The sequence below is a fragment of the Streptomyces sp. WG5 genome (assembly GCF_049974565.1).
Classification (GTDB): Bacteria; Actinomycetota; Actinomycetes; order Streptomycetales; family Streptomycetaceae; genus Streptomyces.
Genome location: NZ_JBNGGC010000042.1, coordinates 43,892 through 65,203 on the forward strand (window position 1 = coordinate 43,892; position 21,312 = coordinate 65,203).

At 73.1% G+C, this 21,312-nt stretch carries 18 protein-coding genes and 3 pseudogenes; 15 read left to right on the forward strand and 6 right to left on the reverse strand.

The annotated features are described in order from the left end of the window. Positions 1-10: 10 nt before the first annotated feature. The 6 genes from eccD (at position 11) to ACP4IX_RS32035 (ending at position 8,636) form a co-directional block, all read left to right on the forward strand. Positions 11-1,372: a type VII secretion integral membrane protein EccD gene (gene eccD, locus ACP4IX_RS32010; RefSeq protein ID WP_426558025.1), complete on the forward strand. Its 1,362-nt coding sequence runs from the start codon at positions 11-13 to the stop codon at positions 1,370-1,372. A gap of 34 nt (positions 1,373-1,406) precedes the next feature. Then, complete coding sequence (locus tag ACP4IX_RS32015) at positions 1,407-2,522, forward strand: hypothetical protein (RefSeq protein ID WP_426558039.1); 1,116 nt, start codon at positions 1,407-1,409, stop codon at positions 2,520-2,522. Then, positions 2,519-6,493, forward strand: coding sequence for a type VII secretion protein EccCa (gene eccCa / locus ACP4IX_RS32020; RefSeq protein ID WP_426558027.1), 3,975 nt, complete (start codon positions 2,519-2,521; stop codon positions 6,491-6,493). Before ACP4IX_RS32015 ends, eccCa begins: the two co-directional genes overlap by 4 nt. Continuing rightward, positions 6,490-7,887 carry a DUF6177 family protein gene (locus ACP4IX_RS32025; RefSeq protein WP_426558029.1) on the forward strand — a complete coding sequence of 466 codons (1,398 nt, stop codon included), beginning with the start codon at positions 6,490-6,492 and terminating at the stop codon, positions 7,885-7,887. The genes eccCa and ACP4IX_RS32025 overlap by 4 nt, the downstream gene beginning before the upstream one ends. A 66-nt stretch (positions 7,888-7,953) precedes the next feature. After that, positions 7,954-8,241, forward strand: a complete 288-nt coding sequence (locus ACP4IX_RS32030; protein WP_351398405.1) for a hypothetical protein — start codon at positions 7,954-7,956, stop codon at positions 8,239-8,241. Further along, positions 8,238-8,636 carry a hypothetical protein gene (locus ACP4IX_RS32035; RefSeq protein ID WP_426525406.1) on the forward strand — a complete coding sequence of 133 codons (399 nt, stop codon included), beginning with the start codon at positions 8,238-8,240 and terminating at the stop codon, positions 8,634-8,636. Before ACP4IX_RS32030 ends, ACP4IX_RS32035 begins: the two co-directional genes overlap by 4 nt. On the opposite strand, the gene ACP4IX_RS32040 is transcribed toward ACP4IX_RS32035, so the two are convergent. From ACP4IX_RS32040 to ACP4IX_RS32060, 5 genes are all read right to left on the reverse strand, one after another. Continuing rightward, on the reverse strand, positions 8,627-10,072 hold the full coding sequence (locus tag ACP4IX_RS32040) for a sensor histidine kinase (protein ID WP_426558031.1): 1,446 nt from the start codon (positions 10,070-10,072) through the stop codon (positions 8,627-8,629). The two genes, ACP4IX_RS32035 and ACP4IX_RS32040, sit on opposite strands and share 10 nt — an antisense overlap. Continuing rightward, positions 10,069-10,809, reverse strand: coding sequence for a response regulator transcription factor (locus ACP4IX_RS32045; RefSeq protein WP_426525402.1), 741 nt, complete (start codon positions 10,807-10,809; stop codon positions 10,069-10,071). The genes ACP4IX_RS32040 and ACP4IX_RS32045 overlap by 4 nt, the downstream gene beginning before the upstream one ends. Before the next feature lie 133 nt (positions 10,810-10,942). Beyond that, positions 10,943-12,064 carry a S1C family serine protease gene (locus ACP4IX_RS32050; protein WP_426558033.1) on the reverse strand — a complete coding sequence of 374 codons (1,122 nt, stop codon included), beginning with the start codon at positions 12,062-12,064 and terminating at the stop codon, positions 10,943-10,945. Positions 12,065-12,162: 98 nt separating this feature from the next. Next, positions 12,163-13,185: a LacI family DNA-binding transcriptional regulator gene (locus ACP4IX_RS32055; protein WP_426525398.1), complete on the reverse strand. Its 1,023-nt coding sequence runs from the start codon at positions 13,183-13,185 to the stop codon at positions 12,163-12,165. A 125-nt stretch (positions 13,186-13,310) separates the two neighbouring features. After that, positions 13,311-14,105, reverse strand: coding sequence for a response regulator transcription factor (locus ACP4IX_RS32060; protein ID WP_426525396.1), 795 nt, complete (start codon positions 14,103-14,105; stop codon positions 13,311-13,313). 235 nt (positions 14,106-14,340) lie between these two features. Here ACP4IX_RS32060 and ACP4IX_RS32065 point away from each other — a divergent pair, with 235 nt between their 5' ends. The 7 genes from ACP4IX_RS32065 to ACP4IX_RS32095 all read left to right on the forward strand — a co-directional run bounded on the left by ACP4IX_RS32065 (position 14,341) and on the right by ACP4IX_RS32095 (position 19,911). Further along, positions 14,341-15,189 (forward strand): alpha/beta hydrolase, encoded by an 849-nt coding sequence (locus tag ACP4IX_RS32065; protein WP_426558035.1) that lies wholly within the window; start codon positions 14,341-14,343, stop codon positions 15,187-15,189. A gap of 60 nt (positions 15,190-15,249) precedes the next feature. Beyond that, positions 15,250-15,504, forward strand: a complete 255-nt coding sequence (locus ACP4IX_RS32070; protein ID WP_053133327.1) for a MoaD/ThiS family protein — start codon at positions 15,250-15,252, stop codon at positions 15,502-15,504. Positions 15,505-15,507: 3 nt separating this feature from the next. Next, positions 15,508-16,872, forward strand: coding sequence for a hypothetical protein (locus ACP4IX_RS32075; RefSeq protein ID WP_426558037.1), 1,365 nt, complete (start codon positions 15,508-15,510; stop codon positions 16,870-16,872). A 196-nt stretch (positions 16,873-17,068) separates the two neighbouring features. After that, the gene (locus tag ACP4IX_RS32080) at positions 17,069-17,806 is read left to right on the forward strand and encodes a DUF2993 domain-containing protein (RefSeq protein WP_426525390.1); all 738 of its coding nucleotides are present in this window, start codon (positions 17,069-17,071) and stop codon (positions 17,804-17,806) included. 494 nt (positions 17,807-18,300) lie between these two features. Then, the gene (locus ACP4IX_RS32085) at positions 18,301-19,146 is read left to right on the forward strand and encodes a sulfurtransferase (RefSeq protein WP_426525388.1); all 846 of its coding nucleotides are present in this window, start codon (positions 18,301-18,303) and stop codon (positions 19,144-19,146) included. Between the two features lie 52 nt (positions 19,147-19,198). Then, the gene (locus ACP4IX_RS32090; RefSeq protein ID WP_426525386.1) at positions 19,199-19,486 is read left to right on the forward strand and encodes a DUF1416 domain-containing protein; all 288 of its coding nucleotides are present in this window, start codon (positions 19,199-19,201) and stop codon (positions 19,484-19,486) included. A gap of 149 nt (positions 19,487-19,635) precedes the next feature. After that, positions 19,636-19,911, forward strand: coding sequence for a DUF3099 domain-containing protein (locus ACP4IX_RS32095; protein ID WP_426525384.1), 276 nt, complete (start codon positions 19,636-19,638; stop codon positions 19,909-19,911). 73 nt (positions 19,912-19,984) lie between these two features. On the opposite strand, the pseudogene ACP4IX_RS32100 reads toward ACP4IX_RS32095, so the two are convergent. After that, positions 19,985-20,401 (reverse strand): annotated as a pseudogene (locus ACP4IX_RS32100) (TetR family transcriptional regulator); the annotation flags it as partial. Between ACP4IX_RS32100 and ACP4IX_RS32105 the strand changes: the two are divergent. Both ACP4IX_RS32105 and ACP4IX_RS32110 read left to right on the forward strand, forming a co-directional pair. Continuing rightward, positions 20,395-20,622 (forward strand): annotated as a pseudogene (locus ACP4IX_RS32105) (SDR family oxidoreductase); the annotation flags it as partial. The pseudogenes ACP4IX_RS32100 and ACP4IX_RS32105 sit on opposite strands and share 7 nt — an antisense overlap. A 5-nt stretch (positions 20,623-20,627) precedes the next feature. Next, positions 20,628-21,053 (forward strand): annotated as a pseudogene (locus ACP4IX_RS32110) (SDR family oxidoreductase); the annotation flags it as partial. Between the last annotated feature and the right edge of the window lie 259 nt (positions 21,054-21,312).

The window sequence follows — 21,312 nt, forward strand, 5'->3', positions numbered from 1 at the left end:
CGAACGCGTGATGTCCACGGGGCCCCTGAGCCGTACCGCGACCGCGAGTCGTACCGCGCTCAGCAGAGTCACCCTGGTCGGTGAGCGGCGTCGGGTCGATCTCGTGCTGCCGTCGCGGGAACCGGTCGGGATGCTGTTGCCCGAGGTCATGCGCTTGCTGGACGACCGGGTGGGGGAGCGGCCGGAGTTGCGGCATCTCGTCATGCCGGACGGTGCCGCTCTCGCGCACGACAGCACGCTCGAGTCGGCCGGCGTTCCCGACGGCGCCGTGCTGCGGCTGGTGCGGGCCGAGGACGCCCCCTCCGCGCCCGTCGTGCACGACGTGACCGACGAGGTCGCCGACGACCTCGGCGTACGGGCGTGGCGCTGGCGGCCCGCGGTGCGTCGTGTCGTCGCCGGGTGCGCGACAGTCCTCTTCGCCCTGGCCGCCGGCCTGTTGGCGCGCGGTGAGTTCGCCGCCTCCGGTGTCGGGGCCGGGGCGCTCGGCGTGGCCGCGTTGTGCGCGGTGGCCGGGGTGCTGTGCGGGCGGGTGCGGCGGCAGGCGCCGGCGGTCACCCTGCTCGTGACCGCGGGTGTCCTGGCAGCCCTCGGTGTGTGGGCTTGTGCCGACGCCTACGGGTGGAGCGGGGCCGCGCGACTGGCGGGACTTGCCGGGGCCGTGGTCGTCGTGCTGCTGCTCGCCGGGTGGGTCACGCCGCTCGGGCGGGGCGGGCTCGTCGGGGGCGGGGCCCTCGCCGGGTGCCTGGTGCTGTGGGAAGGCGTGCTCGCCGTTCAGGACGAAGCGGCGCGCGCCGGCGCGGTCGCGGCCGTCGTCTGCGTCGTCGTCCTCGGGGTGCTGCCGCGCCTGGCGTTGATGACGTCCGGGCTCACGGCGCTGGACGACCGGCGGACCGGTGGTGCGTCCGTGAGCCGGTACGACGTCTCGACCGAGCTCGCCGCCACCCACCCCGGGCTGGCGCTCGCGACCGTCGCCCTCGCCGTCTCCGCGGGAGCGGGCGGCGTGCTGGCGCTGCGCGCGGTGTCCGTGTGGACGGTGCTGCTCGCCGTCGCCGTGACCGTCGTGCTCGCGCTGCGTGCCCGTGCCTTTCCGCTCGCCGCCGAGGTCGTGGTGCTGCTGGTCGCCGCCGCGGTCGTCGCCGTACGGCTTGTCGTGCTGTGGAGCGAGTACGCGGGGGCTGTGGGGCCTCTCTCCGTGCTCGGTGTGTTCGCGCTGCTGCCGCTCCTGGTGCTCACCGTGGAACCGGCCGAGCATGTGCGGGTGCGCCTGCGGCGGGTCGGTGACGCGTTGGAGTCCGTCGCCGTGATCGCCCTGCTGCCGTTGGTTCTCGGCGCGTTCGGCGTCTACGCGCGGCTCCTCGACACCTTCGCCTGAGAACGTGGCGAGCGGACGCGGGGTGGCGATCGGCATGGCGGGCAACGGCGGCGACTGGCAGCGGGATCTGGTGCGGGAGTTGACCGACGGCCCACGGGCCGAGGGCGGTGCGCCTCACGCGCCCGGAACGGGCCCCGGACCCGAGCCCGAGCCCGAGCCCGAGCCCGAGCCTCAAGCGCAGCCCTCGGCTCCCGTCCCCCGGCAGTCCCGTGACCCCCGCACACCCACCCCCGTCCCCGAATCCCTCCCCACCATCGACCCCCGCCTCGCCATCGCCCTCGGCCGCCCCCGGCACGGCGACTCCGCCGTGCGGCGGGCCGGGGCCGGCGTGCGGCGGCTCACCGCCTCCCCCGGGCGGGAGGTGGCGGAACAGACACGGGACGCGCGGGAGTTGCAGCAGCCCGTCACCACCGGCCGGGTCGTCGCCGTCACCTCGATCCGAGGTGGGGTCGGCAAGTCCACGGTCTCGGCGCTGCTCGGCCGTACCTTCAACCACTACCGGCAGGACCCCGTCCTGACCCTGGAGGCCGATGCCGCGCTCGGCACGCTGCCGGTGCGCATGGGGGCCGAGTCGGTGCGCTGGTCCGCCGCCGATCTCGCCACCGTCCTCACCCCCGCCATGCAGCTCACCGACGTCACCGGCTACCTGGTCCCCGTGGCCGACGGAGGCTGGCTGCTGCCCGCCGGGCAGGGACGCGTCGGTGCCCCACTCGACGTGGCCACCTACCGCACCGTCACCCTCGCCCTGCGCCGCTACTTCGCCGTCACCGTCGTGGACTGCGAGACCCTGCCCGGCGAGGTCGCCCGTACGGCGATGGACACCGCCCATGCGCGGGTGGTCGTCGCGCCGATGACCGCCGAGGGCGTCCACGGCACCCGGCAGGTCCTCGACTGGCTGGCCGGGCTGCCGCACTCGGCGCTCGCCTCCACCGTCGTCGCGCTCAGCGCCGCCACGCCCGACGCCACGCTCGACGCCAAGGCGGCCGCCGCCCACCTGCGCGAGCCCGGCGTGACCGTGGTGCCCCTGCCCTACGACCGCCACCTGGCCCAAGGAGGCCCCATCCACACCGCCAAGCTGGCCCGCGACACCCGGGACGCGGCCGTCCGCCTGGCCGCCGAGGTGATGGGGCGGGCGGTGAGGGTGCGATGACTCAGCGGATCGTCCACCGCCCGGCGCGCTCCACCCGCCCGCTCGCTCCCGCCGAGCCGCGCACGATCGAGCCGCCGCCGAACCTGCCCGAGGGCAAGGTCGGCAACGCGGCCACCGCCCTGCTGCCGTTGGCCGGCGTCATCAGCTCGGTGGTGCTGATGACCGTCATCCGCAACAGCCGGTTCGCCGTACTCGGCGCGGTGGTGCTGGTCGCCGCGCTGTTCGGCGCGGTCGCGCTGTTCCTGTCGCAGCGGGGGAAGGCGCAGCGCACCCGGCGCGTGCAGCGGGAGCGGTATCTGGAGTACCTGGAGGAGCTGAGGGAGGAACTGGGAGCCGGTGAGCGGGAGTCGCGGAGTGCGGCGCGCGAGCTGAACCCGCCGCCCGAGGCGCTGTACGACCTCGTCCGGGACCCGGCGCGGCTGTGGGAACGCCGCCGCGCGGACGCCGACTTCCTGCACCCCCGGCTGGGCACCGGCGAAGTACCCGTCCAGGAGGCGGCCATCGGGCAGAACAGCGCCGGCGGCGTGCTCACTCCGCCGGACCCGTTCATGCTCAACGAGGCCCGCGCGCTGCGAAGCCGCTTCGCCACCGCCGCCGACTTCCCGCTCACGGTGCCGCTGGACCGCGCCGGGAACGTCAGCGTCATCGGCGAACGCGACGACGTACTGCGCGTCGCCCGTGCGCTGCTGATCCAGACCGCCGTCACGCACGCGCCCGACGACGTCTCGCTCGCCCTCGCCACCGCCGACGAGCCCGCCTGGGCATGGGCGAAGTGGCTGCCGCACGTGCTCGACCCGAAGACGTACGACGGTCCGGTGGCCGCCCGGCGGATCGCCCCGGATCTCGCCGGTCTCGCCCGGTTGTGCGCGCCCGACCTGCGGCAGCGTGCCGCCTACGCGGCCGAGGTGCGGCGCGGGCTGTCCGGCCCCGACGCGCTGCGGCTCACCGGCCGGCTGCTCGTGGTCAGCGACGCCTACGGTGACACCGCCTCCGACCTCCCCCTGCCGGACTCGGCGGTCGGCCCGGCCGCCATGGGCGTCACCGTGCTCCACCTGCTGCGGGAGCAGGTGCACGAACCGGACCAGGTGAGCGTGCGTATCACGGTCGACGGTGAGCGTGTCGTCGTCGACGACCTGCGGGGCGCCCGTACGACGCGGGGCACCGTCGACCCCGTCACCGCCGCCGGCGCCGAGGGCGTCGCCCGCATGCTCGCCCCGCTGCGGCTGTCCGCGGAGTCCGCGGCCGAGGGCACCCCGGTCTCCGGCCCCGTCGACTTCCCCGCACTGCTCGGCATCGAGGACCCGGCCGCGCTCGACCTGGCCCGGCTCTGGGCGGCTCGCGGCGAGCGCGACTTCCTGCGCGTCCCGATCGGACTCACCGACCGGCACGAACCCGTACTCCTCGACCTCAAGGAGTCCTCCCAGCTCGGCATGGGCCCGCACGGCCTGTGCGTCGGTGCCACCGGTTCCGGAAAGAGCGAGCTGCTGCGCACCCTGGTCCTCGCCCTGGCCACCACTCACCCGCCGGACGACCTGGCGCTGGTCCTGGTCGACTACAAGGGCGGTGCCACCTTCGCCCCTTTCGCGCGGCTCCCGCACGTGGCCGGGGTCATCACCAACCTGGAGAACCAGGCCGGCCTCGTCGAACGCGTCCACTCCAGCCTCGCCGGCGAGGTCAAACGCCGCCAGCAGGTACTGAAGGACGCCGGGGACGTCGCCGACATCGGCCACTACGCCACCCTGCGCGCCACGACCCGCCCGGACCTCGACGCCCTGCCGCACCTCTTCGTCGTCATCGACGAGTTCGGCGAACTGATCACCGCCAAGCCCGACTTCATCGACCTGTTCCTGTCCATCGGCCGCATCGGCCGCTCCATCGGCGTGCACCTGCTGCTGTCCAGCCAGCGCATCGAGGGCGGCAAACTGAAGGGCCTGGACACGTACCTGTCGTACCGGCTGGGGCTGCGGACCTTCTCCGCCGACGAGTCACGCACCGTCCTGGACACCACCGACGCCTTCCACCTGCCGCCCCTGCCGGGCTTCGGCTACCTGAAGGTCGACACCTCCACCTACGAGCGGTTCAAGGCCGGGTACGTGTCCGGCGCGTACCGTGGCCCGGCCCTGCGCGAGGAGCGCGCCGACGAGCCGCTGGCCCGCCCCTACCCGGCGTACAGCACCCCGGAGGAACCGGAGACGGCCGAGGAAGCGGTCGTGACCGAACGGGAGACCGGGCCGACGGTCCTGTCCGTCATGGTCGCCCAGCTGGCCGCGGCGGCACCGCCCCTACGCCGTATCTGGCTGCCTCCGCTGCCCGACACCACCACCCTCGACCGAGCCGCCGGTCCCCTCCGGGCCGGGCCCGAGGGCCTCCGCCTCACCCGTACGCACGACGCTCCGCTGCGCGTCCCGCTCGGCACCCTCGACGACCCGGCCCGGCAGTGGCAGCGGCCCTGGCTGCTGGACCTCACCGTCGCCGGCGGGCACGTGGCCGTCATCGGCGGACCCCAGTCCGGCAAGACCACCCTGCTGCGCACCCTCGCCCTCTCCCTGGCCCTCACCCACACCCCGTACGACGTCGCCGTGTACGGCCTCGACCTGGCCGGGGGCGGCCTGTCGGCCCTGTCCGGGCTGCCGCACGTCGGCGGCATCGCGGGCCGCGCCGACCACGAACGAGCCGCCCGCACGGTCGCCGAGGTACGCGCGATGCTGGCCCGGCGGGAGGAACTGTTCCGCGAGCACGGCATCGACTCCGTCGACCGGCTGCGGCAGTCGCGCACCCGGGGACGACTCCCGGAGCTGGGCGGCGCCACCGACGTCGTCCTCCTCGTCGACGGGTTCGGCGCCCTGCGGGACGAGTTCGCCGACCTGGAGGACGCGGTCACCGACCTGCTCAAGCGCGGCGGCGGCTACGGAATCCACGTCGTCGCCGGCATGCTGCGCTGGAACGACGTCCGCATCGCCACCCAGTCGATGTTCGGCACCCGCGTCGAGCTGCGGCTGAACGACCCCGCCGACTCCTCCATCGACCGCAAGCTGTCCGAGACCCTCACCCCGGACGTGCCGGGCCGGGTACTGACCGACGGCAAGCTGTTCGCCCACACCGCGCTGCCCCGCATCGACGACCGGCCCGACGCCGACGACCTGGGGGCGGCCCTCGAACGCACCGCCCGTACCCTCCGCGCCTCCTGGCACGGTGACGTCGCCCCGCCCGTCCGGGTCCTGCCCACCCGGCTGTCCGCCGCCAAGCTGCCCTCCCCGGCCGAGGAACCGCACCGCGTACCCCTCGGCGTCGACCAGGACACCCTCGCCCCCGCACTGCTCGACCTGTTCGGCCAGGACCAGCACCTGCTGATCCTCGGCGACAACGAGTGCGGCAAGACCAACCTGCTGAAGCTGATCGCCGGACGGCTCGTCGAACTCCACTCGGACAAGGACCTCGTCTTCGGCGTCTACGACCCACGGCGCGGCCTGCGCGGCGCGGTCCCCGAGCCCTACCGCGGCGGCTACGCCCACAACGCCAAACTCGCCGCGGCCCTGTCCACGGGCATCGCAGCCGAACTCGACAAACGCCTGCCGGAAACCGCGGACCCCGACGCCGCCCCGGAGAGCGAACCGGCCTTCACCGGACCGCGGATCGTCATCCTCGTCGACGACTACGACATCCTCACCACGGCAGGCCAACAGCCCTTGGCACCCTTCCTGCCCTACGTCTCCTCCGCCCAGGACATCGGCCTGCACTTCGTCATCGCCCGCCGCGCCGCCGGGGCCGGCCGCGCCCTGTACGAGCCCTTGCTGACCGCCCTGCGCGAGACCGGCACGACTGCCCTTCTCATGACCGGCGACCGAACCGAGGGCCAGATCTTCCCCGGCCTCCACCTCTCGCCGCAGCCGCCGGGCCGGGGAACGCTCGTCCGGCGTGGCCGTCCCCACCAGCTGATCCAGACCGCCCTCACAGGTGAAGAGACCCCGTGACCAAGGACGTCATCGCCCTCACGCCCGCCATGCCCGACCTGCGCACCCTCCTGGCGGGCCTCTACGCGGGCGGGCCCGACCTGGGGGTGGGCACCGCCGCCGACGGGGCCGTGGTCCAGCTCTGCGCAGCCGACGGCCGCCCGCTCGTCTCGGTGGAGGCACCCCTCCTGGTGCAGGTGCCCGGCGAGACCACCCGCCTGCTGGGCCGTACCGGGCAGGAAGCACCGGTGTGGTGGACCGAGGCGCGGGCCTCCACGGCGGTCGCCGAGGCCGGGCGGCTCGCGGGTTCCTTCGCGGGGCGGCTGGCCACCGTGCTCGGCGGTACGGTCTGGCCGCCCGAGGCCGCCACCACCGAGGTCGTGCCCGTCACCACCGACGTCTCCGCCGTCCCGGTCCCCGCCACCGGCACACCGGCCGTGGACGTCCTCACCACGACCACGGCCGTGGTCATCCAGGACCGCCCGCTCGTCCCCCTCACCAGCTGGCTCTCCGACGCCCTGCGCACCGCTGCCGAGAGCGACCGCGCCCTGCAGATCGTCACGCCCCCCGCCGCCCGCCTCACCCTCCCCACCCGCACCGCACTGCACGGCCTGCCCAACCGCTGGGTGGTCCAGGACCCCGAGCACGGCTACTACGACGGTCTGTCCGGTGCCGTACTCCACTGGAAGGGCGGCACCTTCACGCCCGTACGCGACGAGGACGGGAAAGCCACGCCCGCGGAGGCCTTCGCGGCCGCCACCGTCACCGGCGAACGCCAGCTGCTCCTCACCCTGCGCACCCGCCAGGCGCCCGACGCGGATCTCGTGCTGGGCCGGTCCCTGGAGACGGCCTTCCGGCAGCTGACCGGAGGCCCGCCCACCGGCTGGAGCACCGCCGAGCCGGTCAACCTTCCCTGGTCGACGCGGGAGCTGACCGACCTGGCGCGGGCGCGTGCGCCCCGGCCCACCTGGCTCGTCGCCGTCGGACCGCCCGGCCGCCCCGCGATCGCCACGGTCCGTGTGCTGCGCACACCGGCGGGAGTGGAGGAGGACATCAGCGTGGCGTTCGGCTACGGCGAGGAAGAGGCCCCGCCACTGGACGCCCTGGCAGGGCTGGGTGCGGAGCTGGACGCGGGTCACGGCCTCGTCACTCTGCTCGCGTCGCTGCGTGCCGCACGCCGGGACCTCACCGTCCCCGCGCGCCTCGAGACCCCGCCGGTGCCCGTCACGTTCACCCTCGGCCGTGCGGAGGCCGAACGCCTCGGCCACACCGCGCAGGCCGCACGGCACCACCGGCTGGGCGACGGAACGGACGCCGCCGAAGCGTGGGGGCGGTTCCGGGATCTTGTCGGGAGGCTCGGGCTGCGGGGGGAGGTGCCGCGGAGCCGAAGGCGTCAAGCGGGGCGAGCGTCGTAGACACCTTGGGGTGAAGGGAGCGGCGGGCGGCGACCCCCTGGGTTGTAATGTGGCTATGGTGGTGCCATGGCAGAGAACACGACCATTCAGGTGTCACGCCAGGCCCGCGACCACCTCGCGCAGGTCGCCAAGGAACGGGGCATGACCCTCGGCCAGCTGGTGGAGCAGCTGGCCTCGGAGCAGCCGACGGCGGAGCAGATCGCGGAGCGGGTGGCGGCCGACCGGCAGGTCGTCCGTGATGTCGTCGGCGTAGCAATCAGCGACGAGGAATTCGACCGGGCGCCGGACGTGCTGCGCAACATCTACCGGATCGCCGCCGAGAAGGTCCGTATGGCCCGGGGCGCCGCCGCGTGATCATTCTGGACACCGGCGCGACCCGTGCTCTCGCGGACGGCCACAAGACGCTGAACCTGCTCGCCGGGAACATGGCGCGTACGCCGGGCGATCTCCTGCGTATCCCCGCCCTCTGCCTTCTGCAGGCGGAGTCGGAGGAAGCGGGGGCGGGCGGACGGGTACTGGCCTTCTCGTCGGTGGTCGTCGACGACCTGGACACGGCCGGGGCGGTCACCGTCGGGACCATGATCCGTGACGGGTACGGAGGCGCGGACACCTGTCACGCCTTGTACTGCGCGCTGCCACGCCCCGAGTTCACGGGCATGTCCATTCTCCTCACGGACCGGGAGGACGCCTACCCGCCCGGCGTCGTCACCGTCGACATCGACTCCCCGGGCATGCTCGGCTACCACTGACCCCCGTCGCCCGCGGTCGTCTCTGGCGGTGGCACCGGCGCCCCCGGCAGCCGGACGGTCGCCACCGTTCCGCCGCCGTCCTCGGCCGGAGTCAGGCTCACGGTGCCCCCCGCCTGCTGCACCGTCCGCGCCACGATCGACAGGCCGAGGCCCGAGCCGGGCAGGGCGCGTGCGCTCGGGGAGCGCCAGAAGCGGTCGAAGACGTGCGGGAGCTCGTCGACGGGAATGCCGGGGCCGTGGTCGCGGACGGTGAGGACGCCGTCGGCGAGGCGGACCTCGACGGTGCCGGACTCCGGGCTGAACTTCACCGCGTTGTCCAGGACGTTGACGACCGCGCGTTCCAGGGCGGCCGGCTCCGCCCGTACATACCAGGGCCGCACGTCCGCCGTGATGGTCAGCTCGGGTCCGCGCAGGCGGGCGCGGCGCAGGGCCGACTCGACGACGTCGTGCCAGGCGAGGATGCGGGTGCGGTCCGAGTGCTGGCCGGTGTCGGGGCGGGAGAGTTCCTGGAGGTCGCCGATCAGGGCGGCCAGTTCCGTCATCTGGGCCTTCACCGACGCGAGCAGGGCCTTGCGGTCCGCCTCCGGGATGGGGCGGCCGGTCTCCTCGCTGCGGGTGAGGAGCTCGATGTTGGTGCGGAGGGAGGTGAGGGGGGTGCGCAGTTCGTGGCCGGCGTCGGCGATGAGCTGCTGCTGCAGGTCGCGGGAGCTGGCCAGGGACGACGTCATGCTGTTGAAGGAGCGGGAGAGGCGGGCGATCTCGTCCTCGCTGTCGTCCTCGACGGGGATGCGGACGGTGAGGTCCTCGGTGCGGGCCACGTGCTCCACGGCCCGGGTCAGTTCGTCGACGGGGCGCAGGCCGGTCCGGGCCACCCAGAGACCGGCGGCACCGGCGCCGACGACACCGGCGCCCGCGACGAAGACGAGCACCAGCGCGAGGTTGCTGAGAGAGCTGTTCACCTCGCCCAGCGGACGCGCGGCGGAGACGGCGACGCCCGAGAGGCCCGGCACGGGGTAGGTGAACACGCGGTACTGGGTGCCGTCCGACCCGGTGGCGTCGTGCAGCGCGTCGGAGGACGCGCCCTCGGCCACGGCGTGGTCGGCGTCGGTGAGCGGGACCTCCTCCGTGCCGATGATGAGGCAACTGCCGCCCTTGCGGTCCACGAGCTGTACGGACGAGCCGAAGGGGTTCTGTTCATGGGTGACGGGGTCGTGGGCGCACAGACCGGTGCGCAGGTTGACGTACTGGCTCACCTGCTGTCCGTCCATGCGGTTCGCCTTCAGCGCCTCGTCCAGCGAGTCCACCAGCACGCTCTTCACCACGAACCAGCACGCCACCGCCGCCGCCGTCACGGCGAACGCCACCGCCGCGGCCACCAGCAGCGCCAGGCGCGAACGCAACGGCAGCGCACGGAAACGGCGGACCAGTCCTCTCACTCCGCGCCGCCCTGCCGCAGGACGTAGCCGACGCCGCGGACCGTGTGGACGAGGCGCGGTTCGCCGGCCGCCTCGGTCTTGCGGCGCAGATACATGACGTACACGTCGAGGGAGTTGGAGGACGGCTCGAAGTCGAAGCCCCAGACCGCCTTCAGGATCTGCTCCCGGGTGAGGACCTGGCGCGGGTGCGCCATGAACATCTCCAGCAGCGTGAACTCGGTGCGGGTCAGCTCCACCGGCCGTCCGCCCCGCGTGACCTCCCGCGTCGCCAGGTCCATGGTCAGGTCGGCGAAGGAGAGGGTGTCGTCGTCCTCGGCGGTGGCCTCGACGGCCGCCGCGTAGGAGCTGCGGCGCAGCAGCGCGCGGATACGGGCGAAGAGCTCGTCCAGCTCGAAGGGCTTGACCAGGTAGTCGTCGGCGCCGGCGTCCAGGCCGGTCACCCGGTCGCCGACCGTGTCGCGAGCCGTCAGCATCAGGATCGGGGTCGTGTCACCCGCGCCGCGGATCCGGCGGGCGGCCGTCAGACCGTCCATGCGGGGCATCTGGATGTCGAGGACGACCAGGTCGGGCCGGTAGGCCGCCGCCTTCTCCAGGGCGTCGGCGCCGTCGACGGCGACCTCGGTGCCGTACCCCTCGAAGGCGAGGCTGCGCTGGAGGGCCTCGCGGACCGCCGGCTCGTCGTCGACGATCAGGATGCGCTGGGTGTCACGGTCGCGGTCGCCGTCTGCGGGGCTCATGGCTCGGCGTCAGTCCTCGGGTGTGCGGTGGGATACGGGCGGTGGGATACGGGCGGTGAGTGCGGGCGGTGGGTCGGTGCGGGCTGCCAACGCCTTCAGCGTCGCACGTCGCGTCGTACGATTCCGTACCCGCTCAGCTGTCGGCGCCCGCTCGCAGCGCGGGCAGGTCGGCCTTGACGGTGTTGATCGGGATGGCGAAGCCGAGGCCGACGCTGCCCGCACCGGCGGAGGACTCGGCCGACGAGTACATCGCGGAGTTGATGCCGATGATGTTGCCGTTCATGTCGATCAGCGCGCCGCCGGAGTTGCCCGGGTTGAGGGAGGCGTCGGTCTGGATCGCCTTGTACGTCGTCGTGGACGAGCCGGTGTCGCCGTTGAACTCCTGACCGCCGAACTCGAACGGCCAGCCGCCGCCCTGCCGCTGCTGCTGCTGCCCCTCGTCCGTCGACACGGTCACGTCACGGTCCAGGGCCGAGACGATGCCGCTGGTCACGGTGCCGGTCAGGCCCTCCGGGGAGCCGATCGCGACGACCTGGTCGCCGACCCCGACGCCGTCCGAGTCGCCGAGCGTCGCCGCCTTCAGACCGGAGGCGTCCTCCAGCTTGATCAGCGCGAGGTCCTTGCTGCTGTCGGTACCGACGACCTGGGCGGTGTACTGCTTGCCGTCGCTGGTCGTCACCTTGACGGACGAGGCGCCGGAGACGACGTGGCTGTTGGTGATGATCTCGCCGTCACCGGTGATGATCACGCCCGAACCGGTGGAGGAGCCCGCGTTCGAGGCGGCGCTGATCTCGACGATGCTCGGGCTGACCGCCGCCGCGACCCCGGAGACCGTGCCCTTCTGACTGGAGGGCACCACGTTGGTGCTGGTGGCGCTGGAGACGACGGTGTCGCTGCCGGCCAGCTCCTGGATGCCGTACGCGGTGCCGCCGCCGACGGCCGCCGCGACGATCGCCACGGCCGCGAGCAGGGCGGCGGGGCCGCGACGGACCGTGCGCTTCTGGCGCGGCTGCTCGGGCTGCTCGGGCTGCTCGGACTGGGCGGGCTGCTCGGACTGGGCGGGCGGCTTGGGCTGTCCGGGCTGTCCGGGCTGAGCAGCCGCTTGCGCGGGTCCGGCGGGCGGCTGCGCCGGCGGGGGCGGCCACTCGGGGTTGACGGGAGAGGAGGCGTGCTGCTGGGCGCCCTGGTACGGATTGCCGTACGGGTTCTCGTGCGCGTGCTCGTACTCGCCGCTGTGGCGGAGGCTCTCGGTCATGTTCATGAGCTTCCCGCCCCCGTATGAGAGCGGTCTGAGTGCTGCCTGAGAAGCCCGGCAGAACCTCGTATGCCCGATATAAAGGGCGTGCGGTGAAGCTACTCGCAGCCGCAGGACTGCCGTACCACCAGCCGCGACGGGAACACCTTCAGGCGCTCCCGCCGTGAGCCCGCCACCCGCAGACCGTCGTCCAGGACCAGGTCCACGGCCGCCCGCGCCATCGCCGACCGGTCCGAGGCGACCGTCGTCAGCGGCGGATCGGCCAGGTCCGCCTCCTTGATGTCGTCGAAGCCGGCGACCGCCAGCTCCCCGGGGACGTCGATGCGCAGCTCGCGCGCCGCGCGCAGCAGGCCGATCGCCTGGTCGTCCGTGGAGCAGAAGATCGCGGGCGGACGCCTGGGCCCGGACAGGAGCTCCAGCGCCACGCGGTAGGCGTCGTAGCGGTTGTACGGCGCCTCGAAGAGCCGGCCCTCGGTGGAGAGCCCGGCCTCCTTCATCGCGCGCGTCCAGCCCTCGACGTGGTCGGAGACCGGGTCGCCGACGGACGGGGTCTCGGCGGTGCCGCCCATGCAGGCGACGTACTCGTACCCGTGCTCCAGCAGGTGGCGTACGGCGAGCTGGGCGCCGCCCAGGTCGTCGGTGACGACGGCGACGTCGTCGATGGCCTCGGGGCGCTCGTGCAGCAGGACGACCCGGGCGTCCCAGGCGTCGATCTCGGCGGCGGCCAGGTCGTTCAGGGCGTGGCTGACCAGGATCAGGCCGGAGACGCGCATCCCGAGGAAGGCGCGCAGATAGTGGACCTCGCGCTCGCCGACGTAGTCGGAGTTGCCGACGAGCACCATCTTCCCGCGCTCGGAGGCGGCCCACTCGACCGCGTGCGCCATCTCCGCGAAGAAGGGCTGGCGCGCGTCCGGCACGATCAGGCCTATGAGGTCCGTGCGCCGCGACGCCATCGCCTGGGCGACCCGGTCCGGCCGGTACCCCAGTTCCTTGATCGCGGCGAGTACACGCTCGCGCGTGGCCGGGGCGACCGGCCGGGGTCCGTTGTTGATGACATAGCTGACGACGGCGGTGGAAGTCCCCGCCAGTCGCGCCACATCATCCCGAGTCACCTTGGCCACGCGCGGAGTCTACGCGGATGGAACCGCACCGGGCAGGGCGTATCACACCTTGGTTCACACCTGGGAGCACACCTCGGTTTTTGCCCTGGTCCTCGACCGGTTCACCCCGTGGTCCTCGCCCCGGTTCACACCTTGGCCGACGACGCCTCCGCCGCGGTGTCCGCATCCGCATCCGCTTCCGCCTGCGCCTGGGACCGGGCCTTCGCCCTCGCCTTGGCGTCCTCCGAGGCGCGCTCCGTCTTCTCCGGCTTCTCCGGCGTGACGAAGCGGTAGCCGACGTTGCGGACGGTGCCGATCAGCGACTCGTGCTCGGGGCCGAGCTTGGCGCGCAGCCGCCGTACGTGCACGTCGACCGTGCGGGTGCCGCCGAAGTAGTCGTAGCCCCAGACCTCCTGGAGCAGCTGGGCGCGGGTGAAGACCCGGCCCGGGTGCTGGGCGAGGTACTTCAGCAGCTCGAACTCCTTGAAGGTCAGGTCCAGGACCCGGCCCTTGAGTTTCGCGGAGTACGTCGCCTCGTCCACCGACAGGTCGCCGTTGCGGATCTCCATCGGGGAGTCGTCGCCGACGATCTGCTGGCGGCCCATGGCGAGGCGCAGCCGGGCCTCGACCTCCGCCGGACCGGCGGTGTCCAGCAGCACGTCGTCGATGCCCCAGTCGGCGGTGACGGCGGCCAGGCCGCCCTCGGTGACGACGAGGACCAGCGGACAGCTGAGTCCGGTGGACCGCAGCAGCTGGCACAGGCTGCGGACCTGGGGAAGGTCACGGCGCCCGTCGACGAGGATGACGTCGGCGCCGGGGGTGTCGACGAGGGCGGGTCCCTCCGCCGGGGCGACGCGCACGCTGTGCAGCAGCAGGCCGAGGGCGGGGAGCACCTCCGTCGACGGCTGGAGGGCGTTGGTCAGGAGCAGCAGCGAACTCATCGCGCCCCACCTGCCCGGGTCGTCCTGCGGTCGTGCACGTTTCGCTCGCCCATAACGTCTGGTTCCTCCTGGGTCCCTGCGAGGACGTTTACGGCACTGCTTCGTACAGGTGCGGACCCCGTGGCCGTGGGGCCCACCGCGCGTCCGGGAGATGAACGCCGCGCGTCGCTCCCGGAAGCACAAAAGGACCCGGGGGCTACGTTGCCCGAGTCCTCTGCCCAGCAGAATAGCCGACATGAGCAACCGACCGGCGGGTCATGTGGCGCGTCCCACCCATCGTCCGCATCCCGAGACGCCCCGCGGGACGCGGCGCCGCACGCCCTCACGCACCTTCCTCCGCGCATCCGACGGGGTCCGGATCGACGCCGTGTACGAGCCCGGCGCGGCCGGCCGCGAGGTCGCTGACCTGGTGTTCGTCATCGCGCACGGCTTCACGGGCGGCGCGGACCGCCCGCACGTACGGCGGATCGCGGCGGCGTTCGCGCGCCACGGGGCCGTGGTCGCGTTCTCCTTCCGCGGGCACGGCGCGTCCGGCGGCCGGTCCACCGTCGGCGACCGCGAGGTGCTCGACCTGGCGGCGGCGGTCACCTGGGCACGCGGGTTCGGGCACGCGCGCGTGGTGACCGTCGGCTTCTCCATGGGCGGCTCGGTGGTGCTGCGGCACGCCGCGCTGTACGGCGCCGACAGCGAGGCGCGTACCGACGCCGTCGTGTCGGTGAGCTCCCCCGCCCGCTGGTACTACCGGGGGACGGCGCCCATGCGCCGGCTGCACTGGCTGGTGATGCGGCCCGCCGGGCGCCTGGTGGGCCGCTACGGCCTGCGCACCCGTATCCACCACCGGGACTGGGACCCGGTGCCGCTGTCGCCGGTGGAGGCGGCGGGGCGGATCGCGCCGACACCGCTGCTCGTCGTCCACGGCGACCAGGACGGCTACTTCCCCCTCGACCACCCCCGGATGCTGGCCGCGGCCGCCGGTGACCACGGCGAACTGTGGCTGGAGCCCGGCATGGGCCACGCGGAGCACGCGTCCGACGAGGACCTGCTGCGCCGGATCGGCGACTGGGCCGCGTCCCGGGCGGGCTAGCCTGAGGTGTTCACCGCCGACGGCACGGACGCCGATCGGCACCGGCGACGAAGGATCCAGATGGCAAAGGTCACGGTGCGCTACTGGGCCGCCGCGAAGGCCGCGGCGGGAGTGGCCGAGGAGCCGTACGAGGCGGCCACGCTCGCCGACGCGCTCGGCGCGGTGCGCGAGCGGCACCCCGGCGAACTCACGCGCGTGCTGCTGCGCTGCTCGTTCCTCGTCGACGGCGACCCCGTGGGCACCCGCGGGCACGAGACGGTACGGCTGGCCGACGGCGGCACGGTCGAGGTGCTCCCGCCGTTCGCAGGAGGGTGAGCGATGACCAACCAGCCGCATCAGCCGCATCAGCCGCATCAGTCGCATCAGTCGTACGAGGGATACGAGGGGTACGACGCCCGGGTGTGGCCCGGACAGCAGGCGTACCAGGACCAGCAGGGCTACCAGGACCCGGACGCGGCCCAGTACACGCAGCAGTGGCAGGGGCAGACCTGGGAGACCCAGGTGCAGCCGCCGGTCTCCGCCGAGGAGACGGCGTATCTGCCGCCCGTGTCGACGCAGCCGCCGCACGGTCATCAGGAGCCGACGGGTACGCCGTACGGGACGACCGGGGGCTACGCGGCACAGCCGCAACCGCACCCCCAGCCGTACCCGTCGCAGCCGCACCCTCAGCCGTACCCGTCGCAGCCGCAGCCGTACCAGGCACAACCGCAGCCCCAGCCGCACCAGGCACAGTCACCGCCGTACCAGGCACAGCCGCACGCCTACGCGCCCCAGCCCCAGCCCCACTCCCAGCCCCACTCCCAGCCGTACGAACCCCCCGCGCCCGACCCCGACCCCGTGCCCGCCCCCGCGTCCTCCGCCCCCGCACCCTCCGCCCCCGCGTCCTCCGACGAGCCCGGCTACGGTCCCGCGACCATCGCCGGGAACACACGGATCACCGACGCGCAGCGCGCCCGTGCCGAAGGGCGTTCGCCGATCATCGACCCGGGCATGCAGCCGGCCGGGCTCACCGCGCTGCTCGGGCTGCTGCTGGCCGGATCGGCGGCGCTCGGCACGTACGCCCTCCTCGTCCCGCTCGTCGCCCTCCAGGCCGTCACCGCGGCGGGCTGGTTCCGTCTGAACGGCATGTGGCCCGCCCGGCAGGGCATCGCGCTGGGCTTCGCGGGTGCCCTGGCCGCCGACGCGGCGATGCTGGTGTCCGACCGTTCCCCGGCGGCGATCCTCGGCACGCTCGGGGTGTGGGTGCTGCTGTCCCTCGTCCTGCAACTGCGCTCGCACGCCGACCCCGACGAGCGGATGTACGGCCTGATGGCCACCGTCGCCGCATCGGCCCTGGCGGTCGTCGCGGGCGGATACCTCGCCGCCGACGCGGACGCGGTGACCGTCGGCGCGATCGCGGTGGCCGTCGCCGCCGTGGCCCGCGCCCTGCCGCTGCCGACGCCGGTGTCCGTGGTCGTCGCGCTGCTCGCGGCGGCCGGGGCGGGGATCGCGGCCGGCGCGATGACGGACTTCGGGACGTCGGGGGCGCTGCTCGGCGCGGGAGCGGCGGTGTGCGCGCTGATCGGCCACCGGGTGGCGGCCTACGACTACCCGTCCCGGTTCGTCCACTTCACGGCGGGCGTGGCGCTGCCCCTCGCGGCCGCGGCACCGGCCGTGTACGTGCTCGGCCGGGCGTTCGGCTGAGCCACCGCCCCGGGGCCGTTCGCTCCCCGGGGCGCGGTGCTCCCCGGCCGCGGTGCTCCCCGCGCCGGGCCGCTCCCCTGTCACAGGTGATCGACAAAACCCCGGTGGTCCTTCCCGGCCGCGTTACCCTCGCGCTGTACGGCCGCCGGCCGTCGGGGGACCGTCGTCGTTGACCGCCCAGGTTGGGGAACACCGCATGCGTGCACTGCGAATACTGTTGATCGTCGTCGTGATCCTGGGCGGACTCTTCGTGGTCGCGGACCGCTTGGCGGTCAACTTCGCCGAGGGTGAGGCGGCGGACCAGCTGCGCAGCACCGAGAACCTGGCCTCGGCGCCGGACGTCTCCATCAACGGCTTCCCCTTCCTCACCCAGGTCGTCGGCGGCGAGCTGGACGATGTCGAGGTCGGCATCGACGGCTACGAGGCGTCCACCGGCAACGGCGGCGAGAAGATCATGATCGACGACCTGCGCGCGAACATGAAGGGCGTCGAGTTCTCGAGTGACTTCAGCTCCGCCACCGCCGCCTCCGCCACCGGCACCGCGACCGTCGGCTACGACGAGCTGATGAAGGCCGCCAAGTCCGAGCCCACGGCCATGGCGCCCGGTGTCACCGCCAAGGTCATCGGCCTCTCCGACGGCGGCAACGGCAAGATCAAGGTGTCGCTCGCGGCCACCGTGATGGGCGTCGACGTGCCCCAGCCGGTCGAGGTGCTCAGCACGGTCACGGTCAAGGACAACGACGTGGAGGTCGTCGCCGAAGGCCTGCCGGAGATCGGCGGCAAGCAGCTCGCCGAGTCCCGGATCCGGGCGATCACCGACTTCCAGCAGACCATCGACGAACTGCCCGGCGGCATCGAGCTGGACAAGGTCGAGGCGGCGAAGGACGGCGTCAAGATCTCGGTGAAGGGTTCGAACGTCGTGCTGGCCGGGTAGGACGACGGTCGGCTGCCGGACAGGACGACGACCGGCCGCCGGACAGGACGACGGCCGGTGCCGGGGCCGGACGACGGCAGGCCGCCGGAGAGGGCGGCGAACGGCGACGGGCGTCCGACAGGCGAGACGGCACCGTCCGTACCGCAGATGGAGCGCAGGCCGCCCCGCGCCGGGCACCTCTCGACGACCCTCCGGAGCCCGCAGCCGTCCCGTATCGCGGACAATCATGTCTCACCATGCGACACGCCGGTGACATGGCCCACCGTCCGTCCCTACGATCGGGACTCATGAAGCGACAGGCGGATCTCACGAAGCGGCGGGCAGTGGACCTGTGCCGCGTTGCCGCCATGCTCTGTCGCACCTTCTGAGCGGACGGCGACGCCGCCGTCCGGTCCCCCTCGCCGCCCTGGTCAGGGCACCCGCGCGCCGCTCCGGCCCGAGCGCGCACACCGTCTCACCGCACGCCCCGCCGCCAACTGCCCCGGAGGAGAAAAATGAGTCGCAGCGACGTACTGGTCGACGCCGACTGGCTGCAGGACCACCTGGACGACCCGAGCATCGCCATCGTGGAGGTGGACGAGGACACGTCCGCCTACGAGAAGAACCACATCAAGAACGCGATCCGGATCGACTGGACCCAGGACCTCCAGGACCCGGTCCGCCGCGACTTCGTCGACCAGGAGGGCTTCGAGAAGCTCCTGTCGGCCAAGGGGATCTCCAACGACCACACGGTGGTCCTCTACGGCGGCAACAACAACTGGTTCGCGTCCTACGCCTACTGGTACTTCAAGCTGTACGGCCACGACAACGTCAAGCTCCTCGACGGCGGCCGCAAGAAGTGGGAGCTGGACGCCCGCGAGCTGGTCGACGGCGCCGACGTGCCCGAGCGCCCCGCCACCGACTACAAGGCCAAGCCGCAGAACACCGCGATCCGCGCCTTCCGCGACGACGTGGTCGCCGCCATCGGCGCGCAGAACCTGGTCGACGTCCGGTCGCCCGACGAGTTCTCCGGCAAGCTGCTCGCCCCGGCCCACCTCCCGCAGGAGCAGTCGCAGCGCCCGGGCCACGTCCCGTCCGCCCGCAACATCCCGTGGTCGAAGAACGCCAACGACGACGGCACCTTCAAGTCCGACGACGAGCTCAAGGCGCTCTACGAGGACGAGCAGGTCGACCTGGCGAAGGACACCATCGCCTACTGCCGCATCGGTGAGCGTTCGGCCCTGACCTGGTTCGTCCTGCACGAGCTGCTGGGCGTGGAGAACGTCAAGAACTACGACGGCTCCTGGACCGAGTACGGCTCCCTCGTCGGCGTGCCGATCGAGCTCGGCGCGGCCAAGTAACCAAGCGGGTAGCGCACCCGACCGACCTTTCCCAACCCTTCAGGAGTACGACATGTGCGGAGCGAAGGCCGGCGGCCCCGACGCCTCGACGATCAAGCCCGGTGAGACCACGATCCAGGGCCAGGTGACCCGCGACGGCGAGCCGGTGACGGGCTACGTCCGTCTGCTGGACTCCACCGGCGAGTTCACCGCGGAGGTCCCGACCTCCGCCACGGGCCAGTTCCGCTTCTACGCGGCCGAGGGCACCTGGACCGTACGGGCGCTCGTCCCGGGCGCCAGCGCCGACCGCACGGTCGTCGCCCAGCCGGGTGGGCTGGCCGAGGTCGCGATCGCCGTCTGACGGCCAGTGACGGCCGGAGGGCCGCACCCCGCGGGTTGGACGCCGCCCGGGGTGCGGCCCTCCGGCATGTCCGGTCCCGTGTCCGGTCCGGTGTCCGGTACCGCCTCCGGGCTCCTGTCGGGTCCCGCGTCCGGACCTACCCTGGACGTATGTACGCACGGCGGCGGCACATCTACTTCGTGATGATGGGCGTCTGCATCGGGCTGTTCGTCCTGGCCTGGGGCGTCGTCCGTCTCTGGTCGGTCCCCGCGGCCGTCGGCATGTGCGTGGTCGCCATGGTCATCCCCCCGCTCGCCGCGGTCGTCGCCAACCGCCGCGGCCCCGACGACCGCTGGTGGGACGACCCCTCGGGCGACCCGCAGTCCGACGAGTGGTGGGACGAGCTGGACGGCAAGAAGGGACCGCGGCACCAGGACCGGCCCTGAGTCCTCCCCGAGTTCTCCCCGAGTCCCCCTGAGCCCTCCCTGAGCCCTCTCCGAGACTCCCCCCGGCCCGTCCTTATGACCTGTCCAGGCCTCCGACAAGGCGTTCCAGGCAGCGCACCGCCAGGTCGGCGGGGGACCCCGGGCCCTCGGCCCCCGCGTCGGTGCCCGCCCAGGTCTCCAGGGCGATCCGGATGGCGTCCGTGGCGGCGGCGGCCACCAGCCGCACCTCCAGCGGATCGCGGCCGCCGTCCGTCGGACGTGTCAGGCGTGCGATGACCGGGACGAGCCGTTCCTCGGACTCCTGGTTCACCCGGTACCACACGGCCCGCAGCGCGGGATCGTCCGCGCCGGCCCGCAGCAGCCCGCGCGTACGCAGCAGTGCCTCCGCGGCCTGGGCGTCCGGAACCGCCAGGGCCTGCTGGACGGCGGTCCGCAGCGCCGGGCCGAGCGGGGCGCCCGGCTCCATGTCCTCCAGCAGCCCGCGCCATCTCCTCCGGCATGACGGACAGGAGCGGGGTCAGCGGCCAGAGCGCCGGCCCCGGGCTGCCCCAGGACGCCGACATGAGCCTCTTCGCGAAGCTGTCACCCGCCCTCGGGCAGGGATTCGCCGGCCCGGAGACGGTGGCGTCGGTCGTCGCGATGCTGGGCTCCGAGGACGGCCGGTTCATCACGGGCACGGAGATCCGTATCGACGGCGGCGCCCACTTCTGACGTCACCTGTCTTCATCGGCATGAAGACCGTGATCCCCGCGATGAGGGAGGCCGGCGGCGGATCGATCGTCAACATCTCGTCCGCGGCGGGCCTGATGGGTCTCGCGCTCACGGCCGGCTACGGCGCCTCCAAGTGGGGCGTACGGGGGCTCACCAAGATCGGTGCGGTCGAGCTGGGCACCGCCCGCATCCGCGTCAACTCCGTGCACCCGGGGATGACGTACACCCCGATGACGGCGGCCGTCGGCATCGAGCAGGGCGAGGGCAAGTACCCGAACACGCCCATGGGCCGGGTCGGCGAGCCCCACGAGATCGCCGGCGCGGTCGTCTTCCTGCTGTCGGACGCCGCGTCCTACGTCACCGGCGCCGAACTCGCCGTGGACGGCGGCTGGACCACCGGCCCGACCGTCGCCTACGTCATGGGGCAATGAGCGTCGGCCTCAAGCCGGCCGCGGACGTCGCCGCAACCCGGACGCCGCCGATCCGCGGGACCTGCTCCTGCCGGCGCCCGACGGATTCCGAAGCGTGAACACTTCGGCCCTTGGTGTCCTCGGGGCGCTCGGATGAGCGGTCTGAGGACACTTGGGTGCTGGGTGTTCACGCTTTTCGGGCAGGGGGGTGGAACTGCTCGTCTCTGAGTGCGTATGAGTGTGTTCTGGCGTGTGTGAGTGAGTGGGTGTGGTCCGTGGG

What these genes read in the sequence shown, in the direction of transcription:
- eccD (WP_426558025.1), top strand. Translation starts at nt 11, where the DNA reads ATGTCCACGGGGCCCCTGAGCCGTACCGCGACCGCGAGTCGTACCGCG.
- ACP4IX_RS32015 (WP_426558039.1), top strand. Translation starts at nt 1,407, where the DNA reads ATGGCGGGCAACGGCGGCGACTGGCAGCGGGATCTGGTGCGGGAGTTG.
- eccCa (WP_426558027.1), top strand. Translation starts at nt 2,519, where the DNA reads ATGACTCAGCGGATCGTCCACCGCCCGGCGCGCTCCACCCGCCCGCTC.
- ACP4IX_RS32030 (WP_351398405.1), top strand. Translation starts at nt 7,954, where the DNA reads ATGGCAGAGAACACGACCATTCAGGTGTCACGCCAGGCCCGCGACCAC.
- ACP4IX_RS32045 (WP_426525402.1), bottom strand. Translation starts at nt 10,809, where the DNA reads ATGAGCCCCGCAGACGGCGACCGCGACCGTGACACCCAGCGCATCCTG.
- ACP4IX_RS32050 (WP_426558033.1), bottom strand. Translation starts at nt 12,064, where the DNA reads ATGACCGAGAGCCTCCGCCACAGCGGCGAGTACGAGCACGCGCACGAG.
- ACP4IX_RS32060 (WP_426525396.1), bottom strand. Translation starts at nt 14,105, where the DNA reads ATGAGTTCGCTGCTGCTCCTGACCAACGCCCTCCAGCCGTCGACGGAG.
- ACP4IX_RS32065 (WP_426558035.1), top strand. Translation starts at nt 14,341, where the DNA reads ATGAGCAACCGACCGGCGGGTCATGTGGCGCGTCCCACCCATCGTCCG.
- ACP4IX_RS32070 (WP_053133327.1), top strand. Translation starts at nt 15,250, where the DNA reads ATGGCAAAGGTCACGGTGCGCTACTGGGCCGCCGCGAAGGCCGCGGCG.
- ACP4IX_RS32075 (WP_426558037.1), top strand. Translation starts at nt 15,508, where the DNA reads ATGACCAACCAGCCGCATCAGCCGCATCAGCCGCATCAGTCGCATCAG.
- ACP4IX_RS32080 (WP_426525390.1), top strand. Translation starts at nt 17,069, where the DNA reads ATGCGTGCACTGCGAATACTGTTGATCGTCGTCGTGATCCTGGGCGGA.
- ACP4IX_RS32085 (WP_426525388.1), top strand. Translation starts at nt 18,301, where the DNA reads ATGAGTCGCAGCGACGTACTGGTCGACGCCGACTGGCTGCAGGACCAC.
- ACP4IX_RS32090 (WP_426525386.1), top strand. Translation starts at nt 19,199, where the DNA reads ATGTGCGGAGCGAAGGCCGGCGGCCCCGACGCCTCGACGATCAAGCCC.
- ACP4IX_RS32095 (WP_426525384.1), top strand. Translation starts at nt 19,636, where the DNA reads ATGTACGCACGGCGGCGGCACATCTACTTCGTGATGATGGGCGTCTGC.